This window comes from Thermobaculum sp. T2p (assembly GCF_059335935.1).
Genome location: NZ_JANZYQ010000014.1, coordinates 132,020 through 153,720, shown reverse-complemented (window position 1 = coordinate 153,720; position 21,701 = coordinate 132,020). Strand labels below are relative to the sequence as shown.

At 44.3% G+C, this 21,701-nt stretch carries 20 protein-coding genes and 1 pseudogene; 15 read left to right on the top strand and 6 right to left on the bottom strand.

The features are described from left to right. Positions 1–39 precede the first annotated feature (39 nt). The 3 genes from N2245_RS07335 to N2245_RS07325 all read left to right on the top strand — a co-directional run bounded on the left by N2245_RS07335 (position 40) and on the right by N2245_RS07325 (position 3,424). Positions 40–786, top strand: coding sequence for a TerC family protein (locus tag N2245_RS07335; protein WP_494536081.1), 747 nt, complete (start codon positions 40–42; stop codon positions 784–786). Positions 787–797: 11 nt separating this feature from the next. Next, positions 798–1,469 (top strand): alpha/beta hydrolase, encoded by a 672-nt coding sequence (locus N2245_RS07330; RefSeq protein ID WP_494536080.1) that lies wholly within the window; start codon positions 798–800, stop codon positions 1,467–1,469. A gap of 101 nt (positions 1,470–1,570) precedes the next feature. Next, entirely contained in the window at positions 1,571–3,424 is a 1,854-nt protein-coding gene (locus tag N2245_RS07325) for a L,D-transpeptidase family protein (RefSeq protein WP_494536079.1), read from the top strand. Positions 3,425–3,494: 70 nt separating this feature from the next. Here N2245_RS07325 and cysS read toward each other — a convergent pair whose 3' ends face one another. Further along, a complete protein-coding gene (gene cysS, locus N2245_RS07320; protein ID WP_494536078.1) occupies positions 3,495–4,673 on the bottom strand; it encodes a cysteine--tRNA ligase in 1,179 nt (392 codons plus the stop codon). 117 nt (positions 4,674–4,790) lie between these two features. Here cysS and N2245_RS07315 point away from each other — a divergent pair. The 3 genes and pseudogenes from N2245_RS07315 to N2245_RS07305 all read left to right on the top strand — a co-directional run bounded on the left by N2245_RS07315 (position 4,791) and on the right by N2245_RS07305 (position 6,534). Then, positions 4,791–5,437 (top strand): annotated as a pseudogene (locus N2245_RS07315) (cyclase family protein). 29 nt (positions 5,438–5,466) lie between these two features. Then, positions 5,467–6,078, top strand: a complete 612-nt coding sequence (def, locus tag N2245_RS07310) for a peptide deformylase (protein ID WP_494536077.1) — start codon at positions 5,467–5,469, stop codon at positions 6,076–6,078. Between the two features lie 6 nt (positions 6,079–6,084). Then, positions 6,085–6,534 carry an NUDIX hydrolase gene (locus tag N2245_RS07305; protein WP_494536076.1) on the top strand — a complete coding sequence of 150 codons (450 nt, stop codon included), beginning with the start codon at positions 6,085–6,087 and terminating at the stop codon, positions 6,532–6,534. Here N2245_RS07305 and moaA read toward each other — a convergent pair. Beyond that, positions 6,531–7,538 carry a GTP 3',8-cyclase MoaA gene (gene moaA / locus N2245_RS07300; protein WP_494536075.1) on the bottom strand — a complete coding sequence of 336 codons (1,008 nt, stop codon included), beginning with the start codon at positions 7,536–7,538 and terminating at the stop codon, positions 6,531–6,533. The two genes, N2245_RS07305 and moaA, sit on opposite strands and share 4 nt — an antisense overlap. Positions 7,539–7,646: 108 nt before the next feature. Then, complete coding sequence (locus tag N2245_RS07295) at positions 7,647–9,431, bottom strand: ABC transporter ATP-binding protein (RefSeq protein WP_494536074.1); 1,785 nt, start codon at positions 9,429–9,431, stop codon at positions 7,647–7,649. Between the two features lie 63 nt (positions 9,432–9,494). On the opposite strand from N2245_RS07295, the gene N2245_RS07290 reads away from it, so the two are divergent. The 4 genes from N2245_RS07290 (at position 9,495) to N2245_RS07275 (ending at position 12,653) form a co-directional block, all read left to right on the top strand. Beyond that, on the top strand, positions 9,495–10,541 hold the full coding sequence (locus tag N2245_RS07290; protein WP_494536073.1) for a hypothetical protein: 1,047 nt from the start codon (positions 9,495–9,497) through the stop codon (positions 10,539–10,541). Positions 10,542–10,549: 8 nt separating this feature from the next. Next, positions 10,550–11,386, top strand: a complete 837-nt coding sequence (locus N2245_RS07285; RefSeq protein WP_494536072.1) for an alpha/beta fold hydrolase — start codon at positions 10,550–10,552, stop codon at positions 11,384–11,386. A gap of 112 nt (positions 11,387–11,498) precedes the next feature. Then, entirely contained in the window at positions 11,499–11,699 is a 201-nt protein-coding gene (locus N2245_RS07280; protein ID WP_494536071.1) for a hypothetical protein, read from the top strand. A 9-nt stretch (positions 11,700–11,708) separates the two neighbouring features. Next, the gene (locus N2245_RS07275; protein ID WP_494536070.1) at positions 11,709–12,653 is read left to right on the top strand and encodes an ROK family protein; all 945 of its coding nucleotides are present in this window, start codon (positions 11,709–11,711) and stop codon (positions 12,651–12,653) included. Positions 12,654–12,701: 48 nt separating this feature from the next. Here the strand turns inward: N2245_RS07275 and N2245_RS07270 are convergent, their stop codons facing one another. Continuing rightward, a complete protein-coding gene (locus N2245_RS07270) occupies positions 12,702–13,571 on the bottom strand; it encodes a Rieske (2Fe-2S) protein (RefSeq protein ID WP_494536069.1) in 870 nt (289 codons plus the stop codon). 107 nt (positions 13,572–13,678) lie between these two features. Between N2245_RS07270 and N2245_RS07265 the strand changes: the two genes are divergently transcribed. Next, entirely contained in the window at positions 13,679–15,889 is a 2,211-nt protein-coding gene (locus N2245_RS07265; protein WP_494536068.1) for an MMPL family transporter, read from the top strand. Continuing rightward, complete coding sequence (locus N2245_RS07260) at positions 15,876–16,958, top strand: lipocalin-like domain-containing protein (protein WP_494536067.1); 1,083 nt, start codon at positions 15,876–15,878, stop codon at positions 16,956–16,958. Before N2245_RS07265 ends, N2245_RS07260 begins: the two co-directional genes overlap by 14 nt. A 3-nt stretch (positions 16,959–16,961) precedes the next feature. Here the strand turns inward: N2245_RS07260 and N2245_RS07255 are convergent, their stop codons facing one another. After that, positions 16,962–17,540, bottom strand: coding sequence for a phosphatase PAP2 family protein (locus N2245_RS07255; RefSeq protein ID WP_494536066.1), 579 nt, complete (start codon positions 17,538–17,540; stop codon positions 16,962–16,964). A gap of 257 nt (positions 17,541–17,797) precedes the next feature. On the opposite strand from N2245_RS07255, the gene N2245_RS07250 reads away from it, so the two are divergent. Together N2245_RS07250 and purF are read left to right on the top strand one after the other, a co-directional pair. Next, a complete protein-coding gene (locus tag N2245_RS07250) occupies positions 17,798–17,953 on the top strand; it encodes a hypothetical protein (protein WP_494536065.1) in 156 nt (51 codons plus the stop codon). Between the two features lie 147 nt (positions 17,954–18,100). Then, a complete protein-coding gene (gene purF / locus N2245_RS07245; protein ID WP_494536064.1) occupies positions 18,101–19,558 on the top strand; it encodes an amidophosphoribosyltransferase in 1,458 nt (485 codons plus the stop codon). A gap of 24 nt (positions 19,559–19,582) precedes the next feature. Here purF and N2245_RS07240 read toward each other — a convergent pair whose 3' ends face one another. Further along, positions 19,583–20,377, bottom strand: a complete 795-nt coding sequence (locus N2245_RS07240; protein ID WP_494536063.1) for a nucleotidyltransferase family protein — start codon at positions 20,375–20,377, stop codon at positions 19,583–19,585. 99 nt (positions 20,378–20,476) lie between these two features. Between N2245_RS07240 and N2245_RS07235 the strand changes: the two genes are divergently transcribed. After that, on the top strand, positions 20,477–21,664 hold the full coding sequence (locus tag N2245_RS07235; RefSeq protein WP_494536062.1) for a citrate synthase: 1,188 nt from the start codon (positions 20,477–20,479) through the stop codon (positions 21,662–21,664). Positions 21,665–21,701: the final 37 nt, after the last annotated feature.

Below are 21,701 nucleotides of genomic sequence, written 5' to 3'. Positions count from 1 at the left end.
ACAATAGGTTGTGATCTGTTACATCTGGAGTTGTAATAAATGGATTTACTTGAGCTGTTAGGAAGGGTACTAGGTATAGTTGTTATCGATTTGGTTTTGAGTGGAGATAATGCAGTTGTCATCGGAATGGCTGCCCGAAAGCTCCATGGTAAGCAAAGAAGAAGGGCTATAGTCCTTGGGGGAGCTGCTGCCATAGTACTTAGGATGACCTTTACTGCCTTGGCCGCAGTGTTGCTCAATATTCGTCTCCTAATGGCTATAGGTGGTACCGTCCTTATATGGATAGCTTTTAACCTCTTGTCTCCTGAGTCCGATGGTGTCGGCGAAGTGGAGGCAGCCCGAGGAATCTTGGATGCTATGAGAATCATTATCTTGGCCGATCTGATAATGAGCCTGGACAACATACTAGCGGTAGGTGGAGTATCTCATGGTCATATCGGGCTATTGGTCTTTGGACTTGCGCTGAGCATTCCCATACTTATGACTGGAGCCAGCTTGGTTGCTCTGCTGGTAGACAGATTCCCATGGCTAGTGTGGCTTGGGGCAGTTATTCTTGCTTATACTGCTGGCCAGATGATTATAGAGGATCCTATAGTACATGATCTGCTAGAGGATATACCTCATATATCTAAACTATTCCCATTCGCTGTCATAGTTTTCGTAGTGCTCATCGCAATTTCTAGGGGCAATATCCCAAGGTTCTATTCTCGCAAGTCTCAAAGGTATGAAGAAGATCCATCGCCTAGTAAACCGCGTGTTGATTCTCATATCAGCGTAAAACACTAAGGAGTATAAGTATGAGTCAGCCTTCTGAAGCTGCGAGCCTCGCTTTACACCATCTAGCAATAAGACCGGATACACGTACTTCGGGTTCAAATCCCTGTATTGTTATGCTTCACGGTAGAGGTAGTAATGATGAAGATCTAATAGGCCTGGCACATGAACTGGGAGAAGATCTATTTTATATTTCTGTTAGGGCTCCGTTTGAACTTGGCTTTGGCTATCATTGGTATGAATTCATAAGTGTTGGCACTCCTGAAAAGACGACATTCAAGAGATCTATAGAGCTGCTCAGGGAGTTCCTAACTAAATTACCTCAATCGTATCCCATAGACCCAAGCAAGATCTACTTGCTTGGGTTTAGTCAAGGAGCCGTTATGGCTGGGTCTATTCTACTTCAGGACCCAGGCGTTGCTGCAGGAGCAATTATGCTAAGTGGTTACGTGGTTACACCCAGAGATGATAACGGGGATTCTTCTCTAGCTAACAAGCATTTCTTTGTTGCTCATGGTCTGTACGACGATGTCATTCCTGTAGATTTTGGAAGACAAGCCTCAATAGTGCTTAAAGAGCATGGTGCAGATGTTACCTACAAAGAGTATCCCATAGCTCACTATGTATCAAACGAAGAAGTAAGTGATCTGAAATCATGGATCGCGCGTAAGCTAAATGCATCTTCTAGTTGTTGAGTGGCCCTTATATCACTTAGCTCATGATAATCGACCTACAAGTCTGATACACTGTCTAACTGTGATGTGAATGTGGTGTTAGGTTAGTGTTTTTAGGGGGGATGATGTTTATTCGGACTATTAGGGTAATTCTTGCTTTTCTTATATCTACAGGACTAATTCTTTCTCATATAAACGGCTCCCAAGCTTCAGATACAGAGTATTACCTGGTAATAGTCAAGAATAGGCAAAGGCTATACTTAGCCAGAGGCAATCCTGATTCTCCGCTTTGGTCAGATGTCATAAAAGAAATTCCCGTCACCACTGGCGCTCTTTGGACCCAGAAGGGTCTAGAAACACCTAGTGGATATTTCAAGGTTATAGAAAAATCTAACAGACCTAATCAGGGTGGTTATGATTTCTCCGATACAGGGGATGTTGTGCTCACCCCGTATTTCATGAGGTTAGCCATACCCAATAGAGGCGGTATAGGTATACACACCTATAAGGGTTATACGCTAAAGATATGGCGATTTGGTGTCCCTGGAGGGGAGAGTACTCATGGTTGTATTGCAGGGCCACCTAACGATATTCAGGATCTTTATAAGAATTACGTAATACCTGGTAAGACTAGGGTCTGGATAGTAGATGATGCTTCCGAGGCTTTCAAGGATATAAAACCACCCGAACCGGCTAAAGTGACTGTGGTCAATAATAAAACCTGGGAAATTGTGGAAAGTCCTACCAATGAGCAGTTCTACGCGATAGATATGCTATCAGATGATCTAGGTTGGGCTGTGTCAGGAGATGCTTATTATAATCCTCGCACTAACAAGTACGGCTGGAGAAGCCATATATGGAAGTGGGATGGTAATAAATGGACATTAGAACAGACCATACCTTATTGGATACACAGCATCTACATGTACAGTCCCAATGAAGGGTGGGCAGTAGGTCAAAACTATATGGGTGGTTTCCATTACGACGGCACTAAATGGACCAGGGTAGATAGACCAATTCCCAGGGTGCCCTACATGAGCGATGTGGACATAATCTCTCCAGATAATGCATGGATGGTCGGAGGTGGTGGGGAGATTTTCCATTGGAATGGCCGTGGATGGAAGGTAGATGTAGAACCAGATATCATGAAGACTTTGAGGGCGGTGTCTATTCTTCCAGATGGTATCGGTTGGGCAGTTGGAGGCGGATGGGATACTGTTACAAAAGAGACAATCCCTATGGTGGCACGTTTTGTCAATGGGGATTGGAAAGCAGTTGATGTGCCCATAAAGGAGTTGTTTTATGGAGTCGACACTCTAAGCGATGATGATGCGTGGGCAGTGGGTTCTGGCGGAGCAATAATCCACTGGGATGGACACGAGTGGAAGCAAGTTTCGAGTCCTACCAAAGACAGACTTAGTGATGTAGTTATGCTTAGCTCCAATAACGGTTGGGCTGTAGGTGACGAGAAGGGAGTAGCTTTGCATTGGGATGGTAGATCCTGGTACAAGGTAAAGCTACCACTGAATGAAAAGTTCTATGAGCTGGATGCTTTACCTAGTGGTACTGTTTGGGCTGTGGGTAGCCATGGATCTATAATCAGGTTGACCGACGTTGGCAAGTCCTCCGGCTCAAAGAATATTGCTGGAAATCCTTCTTCATCGGACGAAGGACCAAGTAAGGATAAGGAGGTTGCCGATAATAATAGCGCTGAGAGTCCTAAGCCTTCGCCTGAACCTACACAGATTATATCTAACGATGGCAAGTCAAGTGGAAACAGCTCTGATACAGGTATCGAGGCTCAGGATGGTAATTTCTCTAAGATAACCCCAACGCCTCCATCAAGCGATAGTGATTCGGATCAGGCATCGTCTACAGTATCTTCAGGGTCTGGGTTACCGGTCATGCCCGTTGTAGCCACAGGGGGACTGTTGATAGCTTTGGTTGTTGGGTTAATTCTCAGAAGGCTGTTGTAAACAAGCTGGTCGGAGCCTTAGAAAACATGTAACTTTCGCTAGGTTCCGACCAGCTTTTTATTTAATGCAGCTAACGCAGGGTGAGCCCCAAGGTTGTGGCTATTTGCCTAAGTACACATGCTTTGTTAGTATCATCGTTCTGAATGATCTCTTCCGATAGACTTCTTAGGAGCTCTACTGCCTTGGGAGTGTTCAAGTTATCTTCCATTGCTTGCCTGAAAAGTTCAAACTCATATGTATCGTGAAGCTCTGTATTGTCTGCTGGTGCTCGGCTTGCGGCTATCCTGATCTTTTGTGCCAGCTTTTCCGCTTCTTCAATCATGCTGTCCTGGTATTCCCAGCTTTCTTGATAATGGTGAGATATTAGTACTAACCTCACAGCATCTGGAGAATAGTTCTGTAAAAGCTTATCTACGAGCACTAGATTTCCTAGGCTCTTGCTCATCTTTTCACCTTGATATCTCAGCATGCCTACATGTACCCAGTGCTTTACAAAAGGTGAGATTCCAGTGTAGCATTCGGATTGTGCTCTCTCACATTCATGATGAGGAAATATGAGGTCAGCCCCACCTCCATGAATAGTTAGAGAAGCTCCCAAATACTTTAGGGACATAGTTGAACACTCGATGTGCCATCCTGGCCTCCCCTTGCTCCATGGGCTGTCCCAGGCAGGCTCATCTTCCGCGCTCCTTTGCCAGAGTAAAAAGTCTAGAGGATCATCTCGTAGAGGATCATCTGGATTTCCGCCCCTTTCGCGAGCTATAGCTATCATTTCTTCTCGGCTCAGCTTACTCAGCTGGCCAAAGCCTTCATACGTGTCTATGTCGAAGTATACGTTGCCATTCCTGACGTAGGCATGCCCTCTATCTATTAGCTTTGAAATTATTTCCACCATACCGTCTATTTCTTGAGTAGCGTGAGGATAGTGATCAGGCATCCTAACATTCAAAGCCCTAAGATCAGAGAGAAATCTGTTAGTTTCTCTTTCTGCGAGGTCAAGATAGAACATATTGAGTTCTTTAGCTTTCCTTAGTATATCGTCATCTATGTCTGTTACGTTTTGGGTATAGATGACTTGGTATCCCGTAGATTCCAGGTATCTTATCAATACATCAAAAGTTATATACAGAAATGCATGTCCTAAATGAGTAGTGTCATATGGTGTAATACCACAGACGTAGACGGATACCCTACCATCTTCGCCAGCTAAGGGTTTGATCTGATTTGTGAGTGTGTCATAAAGTTTCATACAGTAAGATAAAATCCTCCTCTCTTGGCGGATGGGTGTTGTGATTAACAACCTGCGGACCTATTATACACTTACGTACAACTAGTACTATTCTAGGTATCATGCAGCACTTTCGGCATGTTTGGAGGCGCTATGACAATCTATGATGTTACTGTGCCTATACAAGAAGGTCTCCCAGTATGGCCTGGCGAAGAGGGGCCGACCATCAAACGCACTTCTAGTATAGATGCTGGAGATAAGGCGAATGTCAGCCTAATAAGAATGGTAACTCATACGGGCACTCATGTGGACGCACCCCTGCATTTTTTGCCAAGGCTAGAAGCATTGATCGTGTGCCGTTAAGCATACTGTGCGGTCCGTGCCTTGTAATAGAGAAGATAGGTAGTGGTCATATATCTGCAGGTGATATACCAGAATTACCTTCTCATATAACACGAGTTTTGTTCAAAACCACCAATTCTACCTTATGGGAAAATCCAACTCATGATTTTGTCAACGAGTATGTGTGCCTTGAACCGGAGGCGGCCGAATTACTAGTTAGAAAGGGAGTTCAACTAGTTGGCATGGATTATATGTCTGTAGAGCCACCTACAAGTCAGGAAAATCCAATACATAGGCTGCTATTAGGGAACGGTATAGTTATTATCGAAAACTTGGATTTACGTGATATTTCTCCAGGGGAATATAACCTGGTGTGCCTACCATTAAAGCTATCTGGGGCAGATGGTGCACCTGCTAGAGTGATACTCATATCTGACAAGTGATAGAATTGTCGTGTAAGGAGTGTGTACCAATGGCTGTACGAAGAATATTACAAATGGAAAATCCAGATGATCTAAGCATTCTTCGGAAGAGGTCCTCGCCTGTGACTAAATTTGATAGCGAACTGAGGAAGCTTATTGAGGACATGATCGAGACGATGCGCGAGGCCGACGGGGTGGGACTTTCTGCAGTTCAAGTCGGGGATCTACGTAGGGTCGTAGTGATGGAGATGCCAGGGAAATACGAGCAAGATGAAGATGGTAACCAGATTGAGGTATCTCCGCCTAAGTTGTATGTAATGATAAATCCTGAGATTACAAAGGTATCTCATGATAGGATTCCTATGCAGGAGGGTTGCCTTAGTCTCCCTGGTAGATATGCTGAAGTTCCTAGAGCCCCATGGGTGGAGGTACGTTACAGAGACCTGAGCGGCAAGGAACATAAGCTTCTAGCTGAAGAACAACTTCTTAGCCAATGTATCCAACATGAGGTGGACCACCTTGATGGTATCCTGTTTACTGAGAGGATAGTTGACTGGAGTACCTTCAGAGACGAGCGCCAAAATCAGAAGAAGTCTCGCTTTCCTCTACCTAGAAGCAAGAAGATAGATCTACCTGATGAATTGTTAACTAGCAGGCGATAGTGCTCTATGCAGCATATGGAATCGAGAAGCCCCATCGTAGCTATAGGGGCTATCGTGCTTAAGGACGACCGGATACTTTTGATTCGTAGAGGTAATCCTCCTAACCAGGGTCTATGGAGCGTGCCCGGGGGCAAAGTCAAGTTGGGTGAAAAGCTACAGGACGCTGTTAGGAGGGAAATTAGAGAGGAATGCTCTATTGACTGCATTCCTCTAGATCTATACGAAGTAGTTGAGCGTATTTATCACACTCCGGATGGTGAGATATCCTATCATTACGTTATCGTCGACTTTCTAGCACTGTGGGTGGGTGGAGAACCAATTGCGAGGGATGATGCACTAGATGTTGGATGGTATGGATTAGAGGATCTCAACGGCATTCAAACTACTGAGGGATTATCAGAGGTAATTCACAAACTGCTACTGAGATATAAGTCTTACTTAAAGGCTATATACTAACCACCTATTTGGCTCATAGTCCTGTTAGCCCTCACGAAGCCTGGCTCATTTATCTTATGCTTCATTTCCTTCTTCTTGATAGCTTGCAGCATTATTTCCCCTATCTGGTCATCCGACATACCTGATCTTAGTGGAGTGCGTAGATCCGTCTCCCAAGTAGAAAACAGACAAGTCCTCAGTTGACCATCTGCAGTTATCCTAATTCTGTTACATGTGGAGCAAAAAGGCTCAGAGACTGGATTTATAAATCCTATCTCTCCTTTACCATCAGCGAACCTGTATACCCTGCTGGTAGAGGAGGGGTCCGTGTCAACTGGAACTAAGGGATATACGGCATTAATCATCTCAAATATCTCTCTGCCGGTCAGGATCTTGTCCGGGGACCAGGTTTGATCCGCATCCAAAGGCATAAACTCAATAAATCGGACTACATAAGGCTTTCTTCTGGCAAGTCGAGCGAAATCGAGTACTTCTGGCTCTGTGAATCCTCTTATAGCTACTGTGTTGATCTTGATTGGCCTTATAGTAGGATATTTCTCGAGTTCTTCCAGTCCTGCCAACACCTCAGAAAGGTGGTCTCTTCTTGTTATGTGCTGAAACTTCTCCCTCACCAGAGTGTCCAGACTTACATTTATGCGGGTGAGACCTGCTTCTGCCAGGTCTTTCGCCATCTTTCTAAGAAGGAAGCCGTTCGTTGTCAAAGATACATCTTCTAGGCCTGGGATGTTGACCAAGCGATGTATAAGCTCCGGTAGACCAGCCCTCACCGTAGGCTCGCCACCTGTGACACGTACAGACTTAATTCCTCTTTCTACAGATATTCTTACAAGGCGCTCTATCTCATCGAAGGTCAGTAGCTCAGATTTCTTCAACCATGGCAAACCCTCTGCTGGCATGCAATAAGTACACCTGAAGTTGCATTTATCTATAACGGACACTCGCAGGTCTTCTATATGTCTACCAAAGCTATCTATGAATTTTTGAGGATGATGATTGAAACTCATATCTTTATGCTCATTATACAACTGGGGGACTTTAAATTCTTCAGTTACTAAGAACTATTGCAAGTTCTGTTCAGATATAGATGGACATCAAGTATGATGCCAAGAGTCCTAAGCGATAGCTTCTGAACGGTACTGGAGTTCGTAGAGTCTATAATAATAACCTCTTTGAGCAAGTAACTCCTGATGATTGCCCTGCTCGACTATTCGACCTTTGTGCATCACTATAATGCGGTCTACGTTCTGTACAGTCGATAGCCTATGGGCTATTACTATGCTCGTCCTGCCCTTCATAATCTTGGCGAGAGCTTCTTGAATAAGCGCTTCCGTCTCGGTATCTATGCTTGAAGTTGCTTCATCTAATATCAGCAGCAACTCTGGATTGAAGGCTATAGCTCTGGCAAACGATATAAGCTGCCTTTGCCCATGGGAGAGCCCTGCACCCCTCTCTAGGACAGGCTCGTTATATTTCAAAGGCAGTTTTTCTATAAATGTATGGGCATTTACGTACCTGGCAGCCTCTTCGACTTGCCGATCACTGATGCTGGACTCGTGCAGGCGTATATTGCTAGCTATAGTTCCTGTGAACAGAAATGGATCCTGTAGAACTAACCCTATGTGCCTTCTGAGATCCTTGATTGAGATCTCTTTGATATCAATGTCATCTATAAGTATCCGCCCTTTCTGTATGTCGTAGAATCTACATAGCAGGCTTATTATGCTGGTCTTGCCTGCTCCAGTAGCGCCGACTAGCGCCACGCTCTCTCCTGGCAAAACCTTGAAACTTACATCCTTTAGCACCCACTCTTCATCATTATAGGCAAACCAGACATTCTTAAACTCAATCTCTCCTCGAATATGCTGCAGCGGCTTGGCATCAGGAGCATCCTTGATGTCTGGCTGTTCATCTAGCAGCTGGAAGATACGTTCGCAGGCAGCCATAGCGCTTTGCAAAGCATTATATTTTTCTGATAGATCTCTAATGGGTAGGAAGAATCTATCTACGTACTGGAGGAATGCTACCAAGGATCCTATGGTAAGGGTTTCTGCTATTACGCTCCTTCCTCCAAACCATATAACTAAAGCAGTGGCTGAAGCTGTAATTAGTGAGAGCAATGGTCCAAAAAGGGCAAAATAGAATAGTGATCGCAGTGCTGATTTCTTATAGTCCTGATTAAGGGCATCAAACTGTTGAAAGTTCTTATCCTCTCGATTGAATAGTTGAACTATATGCATGCCACTAACATTTTCAGATATGAATGCGTTGATACGTGATAGCCTGACTCTTAATGCCCTAAAAGCTGCACGCATCCTCTTTTGAAGAAAATTAGTGATTACCACCAGTATGGGTACAACTAGCATAGTTACTATTGCTAGCTTCCAATTGAGCCAAAATATAAGGACCGTGATACCTAACAACGTAAAAGTGTCACCGATAATCGTGACCATACCTGATGTCAGAAGCTCGTTGAGGGAGTCTACATCATTGGTGACTCTTGTTACGATCCTGCCTACTGGCGTCCTATCGAAGAAAGACAATGACAGGCTTTGGATTTTACTGAAGAGCTCCATCCTTAGGTCATACATTATCTTTTGTCCCAGGACGCCTGTTGCATAGCTCTGGAGGTAGCGAAACAGGAAGCTGAGCAAGTTTATGATAAAGTAGACAACGGATATGAACAGGAGCCCGTTAAAATTGCCTTGTGCTATGTAGTTGTCAATAGCTATTTTGATAATATAGGGACCTGCGAGATCTGTTAGGGAGGTGCTAATAAGTAGAAATACGCCTAGGATAACTAGACCCTTGTAGGGAACAATGTAAGTAAGCAGCCTCCTAATCAGATTCAGATCATATTGCTTGGCAACTATTTCCTCTTCTTGGATGACCTGACTCACTTCAACTTCTCTTTCTAATTCTTTCTTCTAAGTATAACAGTACCCATATAACAGGAGGTATTGATGATAAGACAGCTCTGGAGGCTTACTTATGCCATTAACTTGGGGGATGTAAGCATGTGTGCTCCGGCTGTGTATGCAGAGAGAAAAGGCAGAGCATGGGTATTAGAAAGGGCGGATGAAAGCGGATATGAAGGGGTTGCTTGTGTAGATGATGCTGCTAGACTGGCAGTTCTGCTGCTTAGAGCTTATAAGAGGTTTAGACTACCATGGGCTAGAGATTGGGCTCAGGGCTTGATTAAATTCGTCAAGTTCATGCAAGAAGAGGATGGTAGTTTCGCGAACTTCATACTCGATTGGGATGGAAAGAAGAATTATTATGGGCCCACGAGTTATCCTGGTGGACAGCCTTGGTTGGCTCGTGGGTTATGGGCCTTAGCTTGGCATTACATCGTGTTCAAAGACATGGACTCGCTAGAGCGTCTAAGGCGTGGTGTTGGGCTATACCTAAAGCAGTCTCATAAGTTTATGGATGTGAATGCTCTGGTTGCCTATACCCTCCTAGAGTTATATGAGCACGCTCATGATCGAGATTTTCTAGATATAGCTCTGTCTGTTTGTGAAGAAATCGCTTCTCATAAGAGAGATGGCCTATTACTAATCAGTGATGAGGATACACTCCCACATCTGTGGGGTTATATTCAGCCAGGTGTACTTTTCAAAGCTTGCCAGTATACCAATAATACAGATTGGGAGGATCTTGCTACCTACAGTCTGCATTCATATTTGGCTCCAATAGTAAGAAGCGAATTTGATAAGCCGACTACTCTCCCCTACGAGGTCAGCTCCACAGCATTTAATTTCCGAATTGCTTATGAATATACAGCTAACGAAGAATTTAGGACTTTATATGAGAAGGCTAAATCTTGGTTCTATGGTGATAATCCCGCCAAATCACCCGTGTATGATCGTAACCTTGGCATGGTGTACGATGGGATAGATAACAAATCAGTGAGTAAAAATTCAGGTGCAGAGAGCAATATCGAGGGTGCTATGGCGTTGTTTGATGATCTGCCATGGTATCAGTATAAGTTGGGTGAAGTAGAGTAGAGGTAAGCGTGGAACCAATTTGGACGGAAAGATATATCCATAGTATATGGGTGCGATCCTTAGAAACTAACCCTGAGAAGAAAGCAAATCTAATCTTTCTCCATGGTATCCCAGCTACTTCTTATATTTGGCATCCGATTATGTTAGAGATCGGAAGCAAATATCCTTCAAAGGCCCCCGATCTTCCAGGACTCGGCAGATCGGACCCGATTAGTCCATCTACCTTATCTTCCTATCATTACTTTATCGATCGTTATCTGCAGATATTTGCATCTAAGAATGTCGTCTTAGTAGGACACGACCTCGGGGCTTTATATGCTTTGACCTACGCTGCTTGGAGACAAAGGCGGCTATCAGCCTTGATACTAATGGATACTACTCTGTTCCTGCATCTTGATATCCTGGCATCTCTAGGATTTCTTGCATGGCCGATAGTAGGGGAATTATATCCTCACCTCATAAGTAACCCTAGGTATATATCTTTACTTCGAAAATATATCTGGTCTATCTATCCAGTTCAGACTAATGAACTAGTAATTAGAGACATCATAAGCAATTATTCCAGACTACTTCCATGGCAACAAATAGTTAGGTCCATTAGGGGGATAGATCCAATAAGATGCCTGCTCGCTAGAAGGCTGGTCTCTAAATTGAATTTGCCTGTATTGATCCTTTGGGCGGCAGATGATCCTTATTTTCCTGTTACAGATGCCTACAAACTGAAAGCTTTGCTTCCCAATTCAAAGTTAAAGCTTATTGATGAGGGTGGGCATTTCTTGATGCTCTCTAAGAGTGGAGAAGTCGCCAACGCCATATCCGATTTTTTGCGGGAAATAAAAATCTAACCTGGTTTCCGTTTTTGCAGATTTATTACCCATGAAGCGCTGGATTTTCTTTCTTGTTTATCCCTGCTGTTTTATCCTCTTGTCGACTCATGAATTTATTAGGAGGATTAGTATGAATACTGAATACTACGCAGATACTCTTACTGCTAGAGGATATATCAGACAGTACTCACTACCAACAAAGAAGAAATCTGCAAAAGCTCTATGGTTTGTACTGACATTGCTGGCGCTGATCTGCTCTACGATATTTCTCACTCTATTAACTCACTGGGGATATGATATCCTACTCCTGCTGGGCAAGTTTTTATCATAGGGGGATATCTTGGCTAAAACGAGAGCAGTCCTCGCTCTTGACATTGGCGGTAGCAAGCTAGCTTCCGCTGTGGTTACTTTGAAAGGTACCATCATCCAGAAATACGTTCAACTAACCCATAATCCTAGAGACGGCGTCGGTGTCTTTAATCAGATCGTAGCATTGTCCCGTGCTTGTCTAGCTGCTACATCTGATGATATAGAAGTGACTTCTGTCGGTGTAGGAGTGGGGGGCCCAATGATCTTACCAGACGGGGTGGTCTCTACCCTTAACATTCCTGGTTGGCGTGATTTCCCGCTAAAGTCTCGACTACAGTCAGCCCTGGGCCTACCAATTTATATGGATAATGACGCTAAAGCTTTCGCCTTAGGTCAATATATGTTTGGTGAGGGCAAAGGCAGTAGCCATATGATGGGCATAATTCTTTCTACTGGGGTTGGAGGGGGAATCATAGCTTCGGGTAAGCTTCTGCATGGTAAATCTTACAATGCTGGACATATAGGCCATATGGTTGTTGAGCAAGATGGGCCTCGATGTGCTTGTGGTGGTAGAGGTTGCCTTGAGGCCATAGCTTCCGGTCCATCTATAGCTAAGCTTTATGTTGAAGCGTTACAAACAAGCTCATCTCAAGATACTTCTAAAATCACTTCTGAGGTAGTAGCCCGTAGAGCTTTGCAAGGTGACGAAGACGCTAGCAAAATATTTGAACGAGCAGGAACAGCCGCGGGAAGAGCAATAGCTAGCGCTGCCTCTCTACTTGATATAAACCTGTTTGTCCTTGGTGGAGGAGTTATACGTTCTGGAGACTTGATACTTAATCCTTTGCTTAGGGCAGTTAGAGCTCATGCTAAGCTCTCATTTCTAAATAACCTGAAGATAAGAGTGGCGACAGATCCAGGAGAGGCGGCGCTCATCGGTGCCGCCTCCTTAGCGATAAGTGAGATTGTTAGCTAACATAAGGTACTGCTGAGAGTCTAGGATATGAGCTAAAACGCACACGCTTTAGATCTCAGCAAGCCTCACTTCCACCTGACCGTTACTAATCCTAGTTTGAAATCTCTTAGCAGGGTAAGCTGTGGGGCCGTCTATTATGCTTCCATCAGTGACATCAAATTTAGACCCATGCCAAGGGCAGGTGATTATTCCAGAGTCGAATTGGCCCTCACATAGAGGTCCCCCTAGATGAGGACACGTATTAGCCAAAGCGTAGACATTTCCTTCCCATTTGACTAGCAACAATGGTACATTATCAACCGATGTACATACAGGAGTGTTTTCCGCTAGCTTGGATTCTTCTATGACTGGCTTGAAGTCCTTTGGCTCCTCCAAGGTACCTGTCCAGTTGACTCCGGAGTGGTACTCCATTACTAGCTCTCCGCCCAAGTAAGAGGAGGCGATGACAGTTGCATACCCCAGAGTAGATAGTAGTTTGCCTGTGCGCCTATGTCCTTGGGATCTAAGCACCAGAGATAGAGAGTAAAGGGCTGTGCTAGATAGGTTCAACAGACCATGCATTAGGCCTACCCTTTTGGGCTTATCTATCAGATGCTGCCAGTCGGTCAGCCCACTCAGAGAGGCCGGAACGCTTGCCAACAGACCAAGTAAGATGGCCCTATCAGAAGCTTTTGCTAGGGAATGATCTCCATTTTCAACCATGTCGAGGAAGATAGAAGTTGTCCAAGCACCAATGGGTACATCTGATAGGGCTGGATGTAGTGCGTGGCCTAGCCATGTACCGTTTAGTATATTTTGAGTTTCCTTTCCTAGTCTGCCTGTGCTCTGGAAAGCTTTACCTATGGATTGTTGTATCGCGTCTCCTAAGCTGTCCAACCAGGCTTGCCGATCTATCGCATCAACTAATTTCTTGAACATAATTGGCCTCCTTAGGTGGACTTACCGGGACTTTCAGCAAGAAACAAGCCAAGTAAAGTTTTGCAAAACTATTCGAAGTGTTATCCTCAAGTATGGGCGATCATATAATGAGCTTTGTAATCGAGAGGATCCTGCGTTACAGGTACATAGTTTGTTTTCTCTGGCTATTGCTAGTTGTTGTTTCTCTCCCATCTGCTGTTACTTTGCATGACAAGCTCAAACTCGGCGGTTTCACTACCGATAATCTCGAGTCAGTACAGGTGGAGAAGATACTTCAGGAGGACTTTAGGCAATCACCTACTGCTCTAGCGATTGTGTTTTACAGCTCAAAATTAACTGCAGATTCTCCTCAATTCATTTCGGAGGTAAAGAGGGCTCTTAGCAAGGTATCTGAGCAACCTTATGTAACCGAGATACTTTTTCACGATATATCACCGCAACAAATATCGCCAGATAGACATACTGCCATAGAAGTAGTGGAATTAAGTATACCCGCCGAAGAAAGCTACAAGGTTATTGGCGAAATTAGGGATAGTATCCAGCCAACTTCTCTAGAGGTACAAATAGGTGGTGCTCCCATATTCTATGCCGATATAGAACGTGCTAGCCAAAGGGATCTTCGTCGCGCAGAACTCCTAGCTGTACCTATAGGTGCCATAGTTCTTTATTGGGTCTTTGGGTCAATCGTTGCTGCGGCCCTACCCCTCATAGTAGGGGGCGTATCTGTATTTATAGCTCTTGGTCTTCTTAGCCAGGTAGCAGATCACACTGATATATCTTTGTTGGCAGTTAATGCTGTCACCATACTAGGTTTGGGATTGGCTGTAGATTATTCGTTGTTTATTGTTACTAGGTTTAGGGAGGAGTACGAAAACTCAGAAGATGTGGAACAATCTCTTGCTATAGCAGTGGCCACAGCTGGTAAAGCAGCATTCTTCTCTGGTCTCACAGTGGGGCTTGGTCTAACGGGGTTGATATTGTTTAAGTTTATGTTTCTAAGATCTGTTGGCATAGCTGCAGCTGCTGTGGTCACCTTATCAATATTAGCATCCATTACTCTACTTCCTGCCTTGATAGCCATTCTGAGCAAGTTTGTAGTTAGAGGCACTCTTTCAAGATCTATGGCAGGCAGTTATATCTTCTGGCGATCCCTTGCTGAGAAAATGATGAGCAAACCGCTACTAGTAGTAATCCTGGTAACGCCTGTGCTTGTGTCGATGGGATTACCTTTTTTGAACGCGCGCTTTAGCTCTCCTGATCCTAGCATATTACCTGCTCAGTACGAATCTCGGAGAGTATTCGACCTGGTTAACAAGAGCTTTGGCCCAGGTAGCTCCGCCCCGATTACCGTTGTGGTGGAAGCGGATAAGCCCCTTACTTCACCTAGTTCTTTGGATTTACTTTTTAGGCTCTCGCGTGCTGTTCAACAGGAATCTGGAGTGACAAGAGTATTCAGCATAGTTGATATAGATCCCCGGTTAAGCTTAGAGCAGTACAAGCTTATCTATGCCAATGCTCATAATGTAAGAGATCCATTTGCGGATACTTTTCTTCGATCCTTTCTCTCTGGGAACAAGACTTACATGCAAATATTTACTGAGTATGGATGGAATGATCCTAAATCTAAGGATATTGTTACTAAGCTGCGCAATACACAACTACCTATGGGTTATAAGCTATTTGTGGGAGGCCCTACAGCTCAGGTGATGGATATATCTTCCGAGCTTTGGAGAGAATTCCCCCCGGTGTTCCTTTTTGTTGTCGCTAGTACTTATATAGTTCTTCTGTATCTTCTTAGGTCATTGGTACTTCCCTTGAAAGCGATACTTATGAATCTGTTATCTATATGTGCAAGCTTTGGGGCACTTGTATGGATCTTTCAGGAAGGACACCTAAGCTGGTTGTTCAGATTCGATTCTCAAGGATATGTTGAGTCCACACTGCCTATCCTCATGTTTTGCATCTTATTTGGTTTGTCCATGGATTATGAAGTGCTGCTGCTAAGTCGTATCAGAGAAGAATGGGATAAGCATAAAGATAACAAACAAGCTGTGATATCTGGTCTTGCAAGAAGTGCAAGGGTAGTTACTTCAGCTGCTCTTATAGTGGTAGGGGTAGGGCTGTCTTTTATATCGGCTGAGATTATCCTTACCAAAGCTTTGGGTTTGGGTACCGCTCTGGCGGTCTTGATAGATGCGACTCTCGTGAGGATGATCCTTGTGCCAGCACTGATGAGACTCTTTGGTGATTGGAACTGGTGGATGCCTGGATTAATTCCCGCCTCACAAAAGGAGCACAGTATTGATGCTGAACCGTAGGTGTTTTCCTATTATTTGTGTGCTTATGTTGCTTATATCAGCATGCTCAGCCGGATTACAGCCGGCACAAGAGGGACAAATTCAAGGATACAATCTGTATAGTATAAACACTACTCCAGCTCCTGATTCCTTACCTAGGCTGACTTTGCCAAGGGATGATCTCCCTCATAATTACTTAACTGAATGGTGGTACTATACTGGACACTTGACAAGCCAAGATGACTATAGAAAGTATGGCTTCGAGTTTGTCATCTTTCAAGTTACTCGAAAGAGTTTTCCCAAGATATATCTAGCTCACTTTGCTATCACCGACTTGAATCGAATATCCTTTAGCTACGATCAGCGTAAGCAATTTGGAGGTAACACCGCCACAACACAAAGGTTGAACCTAACCTTAGGATCGTGGACTCTAGAAGGACTTGGTGGCAATTATAAGATCCAGGCAAACATGAAAGGTTATTCTATAGATTTGCACCTTATATCTCAAAAGCCTCCCGTACTCCATGGAGACGATGGCGTAATATCTTTTGGGCCTGCCGGAGATTCGTATTATTACAGCTATACCCGGTTACTAGTTAGAGGTACTCTGGTAGATCATGGGGTAAAGCATGCTGTAAATGGGCAAGCATGGATGGATCATCAATGGGGTAACTTCCTTACGAATCTGGGAGGAGGTTGGGATTGGTTTAGCCTTCAATTAGACAACGGCACTGAATATATGATCTTTGTTCTGCGTGATAACAAGGGTAGATGGTTGGGCCAGTTTGGCACCTTTATCGATAAACTTGGTAGAAGGCGTGAACTAAAATCCAGTGATTTTTCCATACAAGTTACTGATTATTGGATCAGCCCACTTACAGGCGCAAAGTATCCCTCAGGCTGGCTGATACATATCCCAGTAGATAATAAGCAAATAAGGATACAACCAATAACAAAAAACCAAGAACTGAATACTAAGCAAACCACTGGAGTAATATATTGGGAAGGTGCTGTGAGAGTCATTGAGAGATCAGGTAAAGGATCCACGACTGGCAAAGGATACGTGGAGCTGACAGGGTATGCTGATTAGTACTTAAGCTAGACCTAGCTTCTTGGCTGCTAGGATCAACCTTTCTATAAATGGGCGCAGAAAATTGGTTATAAGGAGACCTATGAAAGCTGCTAATGCACCTACGATCCATCCTGCTAGGACATCGCTTGGGTAGTGAACCCCCGCCATAACACGAGCTATACCTATCGAAGCTGCCAGTGGTAACACAAAAGGCGCAAATCTCTTTTCGTGCAAGGATATACCTAAAGCTAGTGCCATTGCCACTGCGGCTGCGTTACTAGGGAAAGACGAGTCAGTTGGCCTATAAAACAACAGATTGACATCTAGATGCATGAAAGGTCGATCTCTGAAATAAAATATGTTGCTGGTAGCCACTATAACGTTGGCAATCCCAACACCAACCGCAGCGTTGATTGCGCCTAATTTCCACTTAAGATTTTCCAATTCCCTAGCACCAAACCACATGAATAGAAGTACCAGTGATAGGCTAACGGGCACGAAGTATTCGTTTACCAGAAGTTGAACCAGCACATCAACTTCTGGATTCTTACCCACCATACTGTTTAGTTTGAGCAAGAGTTGAGTGTCTATGGAGTTCATCAGCTACCTCTGTAATTGCTCTCTTTCTTGTAAGTTCTGGGACTTACAGCAAGCTTAATCTCCTCATAGGCTTGTGAAACTCGTGAAGCGGCTAAGGATAGGATTTGTTCTTTGTTGCTGTGCCTCAGCAGATTAATAGATAAACAAAAAATCACGGACAGTAAAGCGGAGAACAAAAACACCCCAAATAGCTGTGCTCCCTCCAGCCTTGGCCAAGGACATTGATAGAAAGGCGACATAGGAGGATAGAACTTTGGATGCGATACTATGCCTTTTATGCTTTTGATGGCGTAGCTAGCTTGTGTGAAGAAAAGCACGTAAGAAATTACTATAAACGCAAGTCCTACGATTATGTTAGCTGGTTTACTACTGAACAGCTGGAGATGCTTCCTGCCAGCTCTTACTGCTGCTAGCTGTAAAATCCCTAGGCAGGAAAAGAAAGTCAATAAAAAATATTGCCAAGTTATCTCGTGAAACAAGAATGACATTCAGTTCTCCTTGCAGAGACTAAGGCAGTAACATTGCAATACTACGTTATGAAACTCTATTATAGGATTGCAATGCTCTGTAAACCTGTTGATTATAACTTACTCCAGATGGATGCGCTCCATGAAGAATGTGGAGTAATAGGTATATGGCAGCCTCAGGAGGTCTTCGATACAGCTAACTACTTAATACTTGGTTTGACAGAGCTTCAGCACCGAGGACAAGAGAGCGCAGGAATAGCAATACATGATGGGAACTCCATACACACCCTTATAGGAATGGGTAAGGTAAGGGAGGTATTTAGGGACGGCCCTCCTCCAATCCAAGGCAAGACAGGTATTGGCCATGTAAGATACTCCACCACAGGATCTAGCTGTGTTGAAAATGCTGGTCCTTTCCTTGTAGGACAGCACCCTTTGCGGATGGCGCTAGCACATAACGGTAATATCTCAAATTCCGAGGAACTCAAGGCTTTAATGCCCGACGAGACTTTTATCTCTAACACGGATAGCGAAGTAGTTGCACGTCTCATAATTCGGGCTCCAGGCGGCGATCTAGCAGAGAAGCTATGTAGTGTGGTGCCGATGCTGAGAGGCGCATATAGCTTTGTAATGCTTTATGACGGTAAACTTTATGCTCTACGCGACCCTCTTGGCATGAGGCCTCTTGCTTTCGGCAAGATAGGTGACGCTTGGATACTGGCTTCTGAAAGCGCTGCAATAGAGAAGTTGGGGGGCGAATATATACGCGATGTCCTCCCAGGTGAATTGCTAGAGATAGGCCATGATGGTGTCAGAAGTAAGATAATAGCTTCGAGCAATCGCCATGCCTTCTGCGTTTTTGAGTACATTTATTTTGCTGGAGCCGCTACTTCAATAGAGGGCAAATATGTATACTCAGTTCGACAAGCCCTAGGCAGGAAGTTAGCTCAGGAGCATCCTGTGTTTGATGCTGATCTAGTGGGCGGAGTACCAGATTCGGCTATTCCCGCAGCTATTGCATATGCTAGCGAATGTGGCCTTCCCTATGAGGAAGTATTTATCAAGAGCCGCTATGCCGAGAGATCATTTATAAAACCCGATCAAAGGCTAAGGCGTTTGGAAGTAGATCTGAAATTTTCTATAGTGAAGCCAAATGTAGAGGGCAAAAAGATAGTTATCGTAGATGACTCCATTGTTAGAGGCAATACCATGAAGCGGGCGGTAAGTGCCTTAAGAAGATATGGTGCAAAGGAGGTTCACTTACGAATAACTTCTCCTCCACTGAAGCATCCATGTTACTATGGGATCGACATAAAGTCGGATGAAGATCTGATAGCTGCGCATTCTACTGTGCAGGAGATTGCTAATTATATAGGTGTTGATTCCTTAGGATATCTTAGCTTGAAAGGTCTGGCCGAAGTTATAACCGATAAGCTAGGGCAGGAGGCTTTGTCCTTGTTCCATGCGACACACTGCTACGGCTGCTTTGATGCTATAGGGTATCCATATAGCAAGCTGTCACCAGAACCGGCTTATAGCTCTTCTACATAGATCTCTTACTCTTGGTATATCAGGCTATACATTCCTTGCTATTTTTACCTTTCTGCCGTCGCTAAAGCCCCAACTTTCTATATCCACGTTGTAAGAGAAGGGGTCTAGAAATACACCGTTACATGCTTTACTTTCATCCTGAGTCTCGAATAACTCCTGAAGCAGACCCCACATGATATCCTTTGGAATTAGATGTCGGTAACCTGGATATACGTAAGAGAATAAGATTAAATGCCATAATAGCAGTGTTCTATGTCTTCCAAGCCTGTCTATAACCTTATTCCAGTCAATATTTCCTTGCAGAGCAAGTATTAGATGGACAATGTCATGACCATCAAATCTGTGTCTTAATGCTACGAAGCACTTGGAAGCGATAATCTCCTCAGGTGAAAGTACGCTAACCTTCTGCCCTAGAAAATCAATACAATGGCCTCCTTTTATGTGCTCCCTTTCGACTACTAGCTCCCCGTTGTCGTTCCCAAATATTATATCTATGAATAAATCATCTATATAAGCTTTTATTAGCCAATGCGTGAACTCTACTCTGATGGTAAATCCCACCTCTTCAAGAGCTTTTGTAGCATGCTCTACATCTCTATGAGATATAAAGATATCTATATCCTTTGTTCCCCTCCATAGACCAGTATAAGCGTTTAGTGCTATTGCTCCGCCAAGAGCAAACGGTAAGCTGGACATGGTCAGGGTGCTTACCGCTTTACGGTATACTTCTTGCTCACGTTCACTGAATGAAACGGCTTGTTGGTGAGAGGTGGATTGTAATTCTTGTTTACTTATAGTATGAGTTTTGGGTGTGCTCATAGGTAAATGCTGCCCATATAACCAGGGAAAATATAGTATCATCTTGAAGAGCATAAATCGTGCCTGAATATCAAAGATAAAGATGCGGGAGGTCCCTTAATGTCAAATAGCGGTGCTACTAATAGCGATGCCTCTGACCGTAGTCATCATGCTGTTGCTAGTGGCTTGGAAGGCATCGTAGTGGCGCAGACCGAGCTTAGTGATGTCGATGGATTACATGGAAAGCTCTGTATCAGGGGGTATGATGTAGAAGAGATAGCAACTAAGGCTATTTTTGAGGAAGTAGCCTTCCTGCTTTGGCATGGTAGGCTTCCTAAGAAGGCTGAACTGGAGGAATTACACTCAAACCTTGCGACAGCCAGAAGACTTCCAGAGGAAACTATCGCAGCATTGAACTTTGCTGCTAAACGCATGCATCCTATGGATGCGCTTCGCTTCGCGGTTGCTTCTCTTACAGCTGACGATCCGAACATAGAAGATGACTCACGTGAAAATAACCTCCATAGAGCTATAACGCTCACAGCAAGAGTGCCCGTAATAGTGGCAACCTATCATAGGTTAAGGAGCGGATTGTCAGTCCCTGAACCCAAGGATGATTGGGGAATAGCTGCCAACTTTCTTTATCAGCTTAAGGGCAGTGAGCCCGATCCGGCCGAGGTTAGGGCACTAAACACTTATCTAGTTACAGTGGCAGATCATGGTATGAACGCTTCTACCTTTACCGCCAGGGTGATAGCGTCTACACAGTCGGACATGGTTTCTGCTATTACCGGAGCTATAGGAGCTTTGAAGGGACCATTGCATGGTGGAGCTCCGGAGGGAGCACTAGAGATGATAGAGGCTATAGGCACTCCAGATAGGGCTGAATCCTGGATGAGAGAAGCTATCTCCCAAGGCAAGCGCTTGATGGGATTTGGGCATAGAATCTATAAAGTAAGGGATCCAAGAGCTGAAGTGCTCTATAGAGCTGCAGAGGCCCTGGCTGATGAAACTGGGGAGAAGGAGGCGCTGGCTTTAGCCAGGGAAGTTGAGAGAGTGGGAGTGCGCATCCTGGCTGAGTATAAGCCTGGTCGGAACCTGAACACCAATGTAGAATTTTACACTGCTCTACTACTAAGAGAGCTTGGCTTAACCAAAGACTTATTTACCCCTACATTTGCAATAGGTAGAACTGCTGGGTGGACTGCTCATATCCTCGAGCAGAAGTCTTCTGGGCGTCTAATAAGACCAGAATCTGAGTATGTTGGGCCCAGAGATCTGAGGTACGTGCCTCTAGAGATGCGATAAAACATCAAGAATACTACACAGCCCGATGATAATGTGA

What these genes read in the sequence shown, in the direction of transcription:
- N2245_RS07305 (WP_494536076.1), top strand. Translation starts at nt 6,085, where the DNA reads ATGCAGCATATGGAATCGAGAAGCCCCATCGTAGCTATAGGGGCTATC.
- purF (WP_494536064.1), top strand. Translation starts at nt 18,101, where the DNA reads ATGCTCTGTAAACCTGTTGATTATAACTTACTCCAGATGGATGCGCTC.
- N2245_RS07325 (WP_494536079.1), top strand. Translation starts at nt 1,571, where the DNA reads ATGATGTTTATTCGGACTATTAGGGTAATTCTTGCTTTTCTTATATCT.
- N2245_RS07330 (WP_494536080.1), top strand. Translation starts at nt 798, where the DNA reads ATGAGTCAGCCTTCTGAAGCTGCGAGCCTCGCTTTACACCATCTAGCA.
- N2245_RS07250 (WP_494536065.1), top strand. Translation starts at nt 17,798, where the DNA reads ATGCGATACTATGCCTTTTATGCTTTTGATGGCGTAGCTAGCTTGTGT.
- def (WP_494536077.1), top strand. Translation starts at nt 5,467, where the DNA reads ATGGCTGTACGAAGAATATTACAAATGGAAAATCCAGATGATCTAAGC.
- N2245_RS07255 (WP_494536066.1), bottom strand. Translation starts at nt 17,540, where the DNA reads ATGAACTCCATAGACACTCAACTCTTGCTCAAACTAAACAGTATGGTG.
- cysS (WP_494536078.1), bottom strand. Translation starts at nt 4,673, where the DNA reads ATGAAACTTTATGACACACTCACAAATCAGATCAAACCCTTAGCTGGC.
- N2245_RS07290 (WP_494536073.1), top strand. Translation starts at nt 9,495, where the DNA reads ATGATAAGACAGCTCTGGAGGCTTACTTATGCCATTAACTTGGGGGAT.
- N2245_RS07265 (WP_494536068.1), top strand. Translation starts at nt 13,679, where the DNA reads ATGAGCTTTGTAATCGAGAGGATCCTGCGTTACAGGTACATAGTTTGT.
- N2245_RS07240 (WP_494536063.1), bottom strand. Translation starts at nt 20,377, where the DNA reads ATGAGCACACCCAAAACTCATACTATAAGTAAACAAGAATTACAATCC.
- moaA (WP_494536075.1), bottom strand. Translation starts at nt 7,538, where the DNA reads ATGAGTTTCAATCATCATCCTCAAAAATTCATAGATAGCTTTGGTAGA.
- N2245_RS07270 (WP_494536069.1), bottom strand. Translation starts at nt 13,571, where the DNA reads ATGTTCAAGAAATTAGTTGATGCGATAGATCGGCAAGCCTGGTTGGAC.
- N2245_RS07280 (WP_494536071.1), top strand. Translation starts at nt 11,499, where the DNA reads ATGAATACTGAATACTACGCAGATACTCTTACTGCTAGAGGATATATC.
- N2245_RS07260 (WP_494536067.1), top strand. Translation starts at nt 15,876, where the DNA reads ATGCTGAACCGTAGGTGTTTTCCTATTATTTGTGTGCTTATGTTGCTT.
- N2245_RS07235 (WP_494536062.1), top strand. Translation starts at nt 20,477, where the DNA reads ATGTCAAATAGCGGTGCTACTAATAGCGATGCCTCTGACCGTAGTCAT.
- N2245_RS07335 (WP_494536081.1), top strand. Translation starts at nt 40, where the DNA reads ATGGATTTACTTGAGCTGTTAGGAAGGGTACTAGGTATAGTTGTTATC.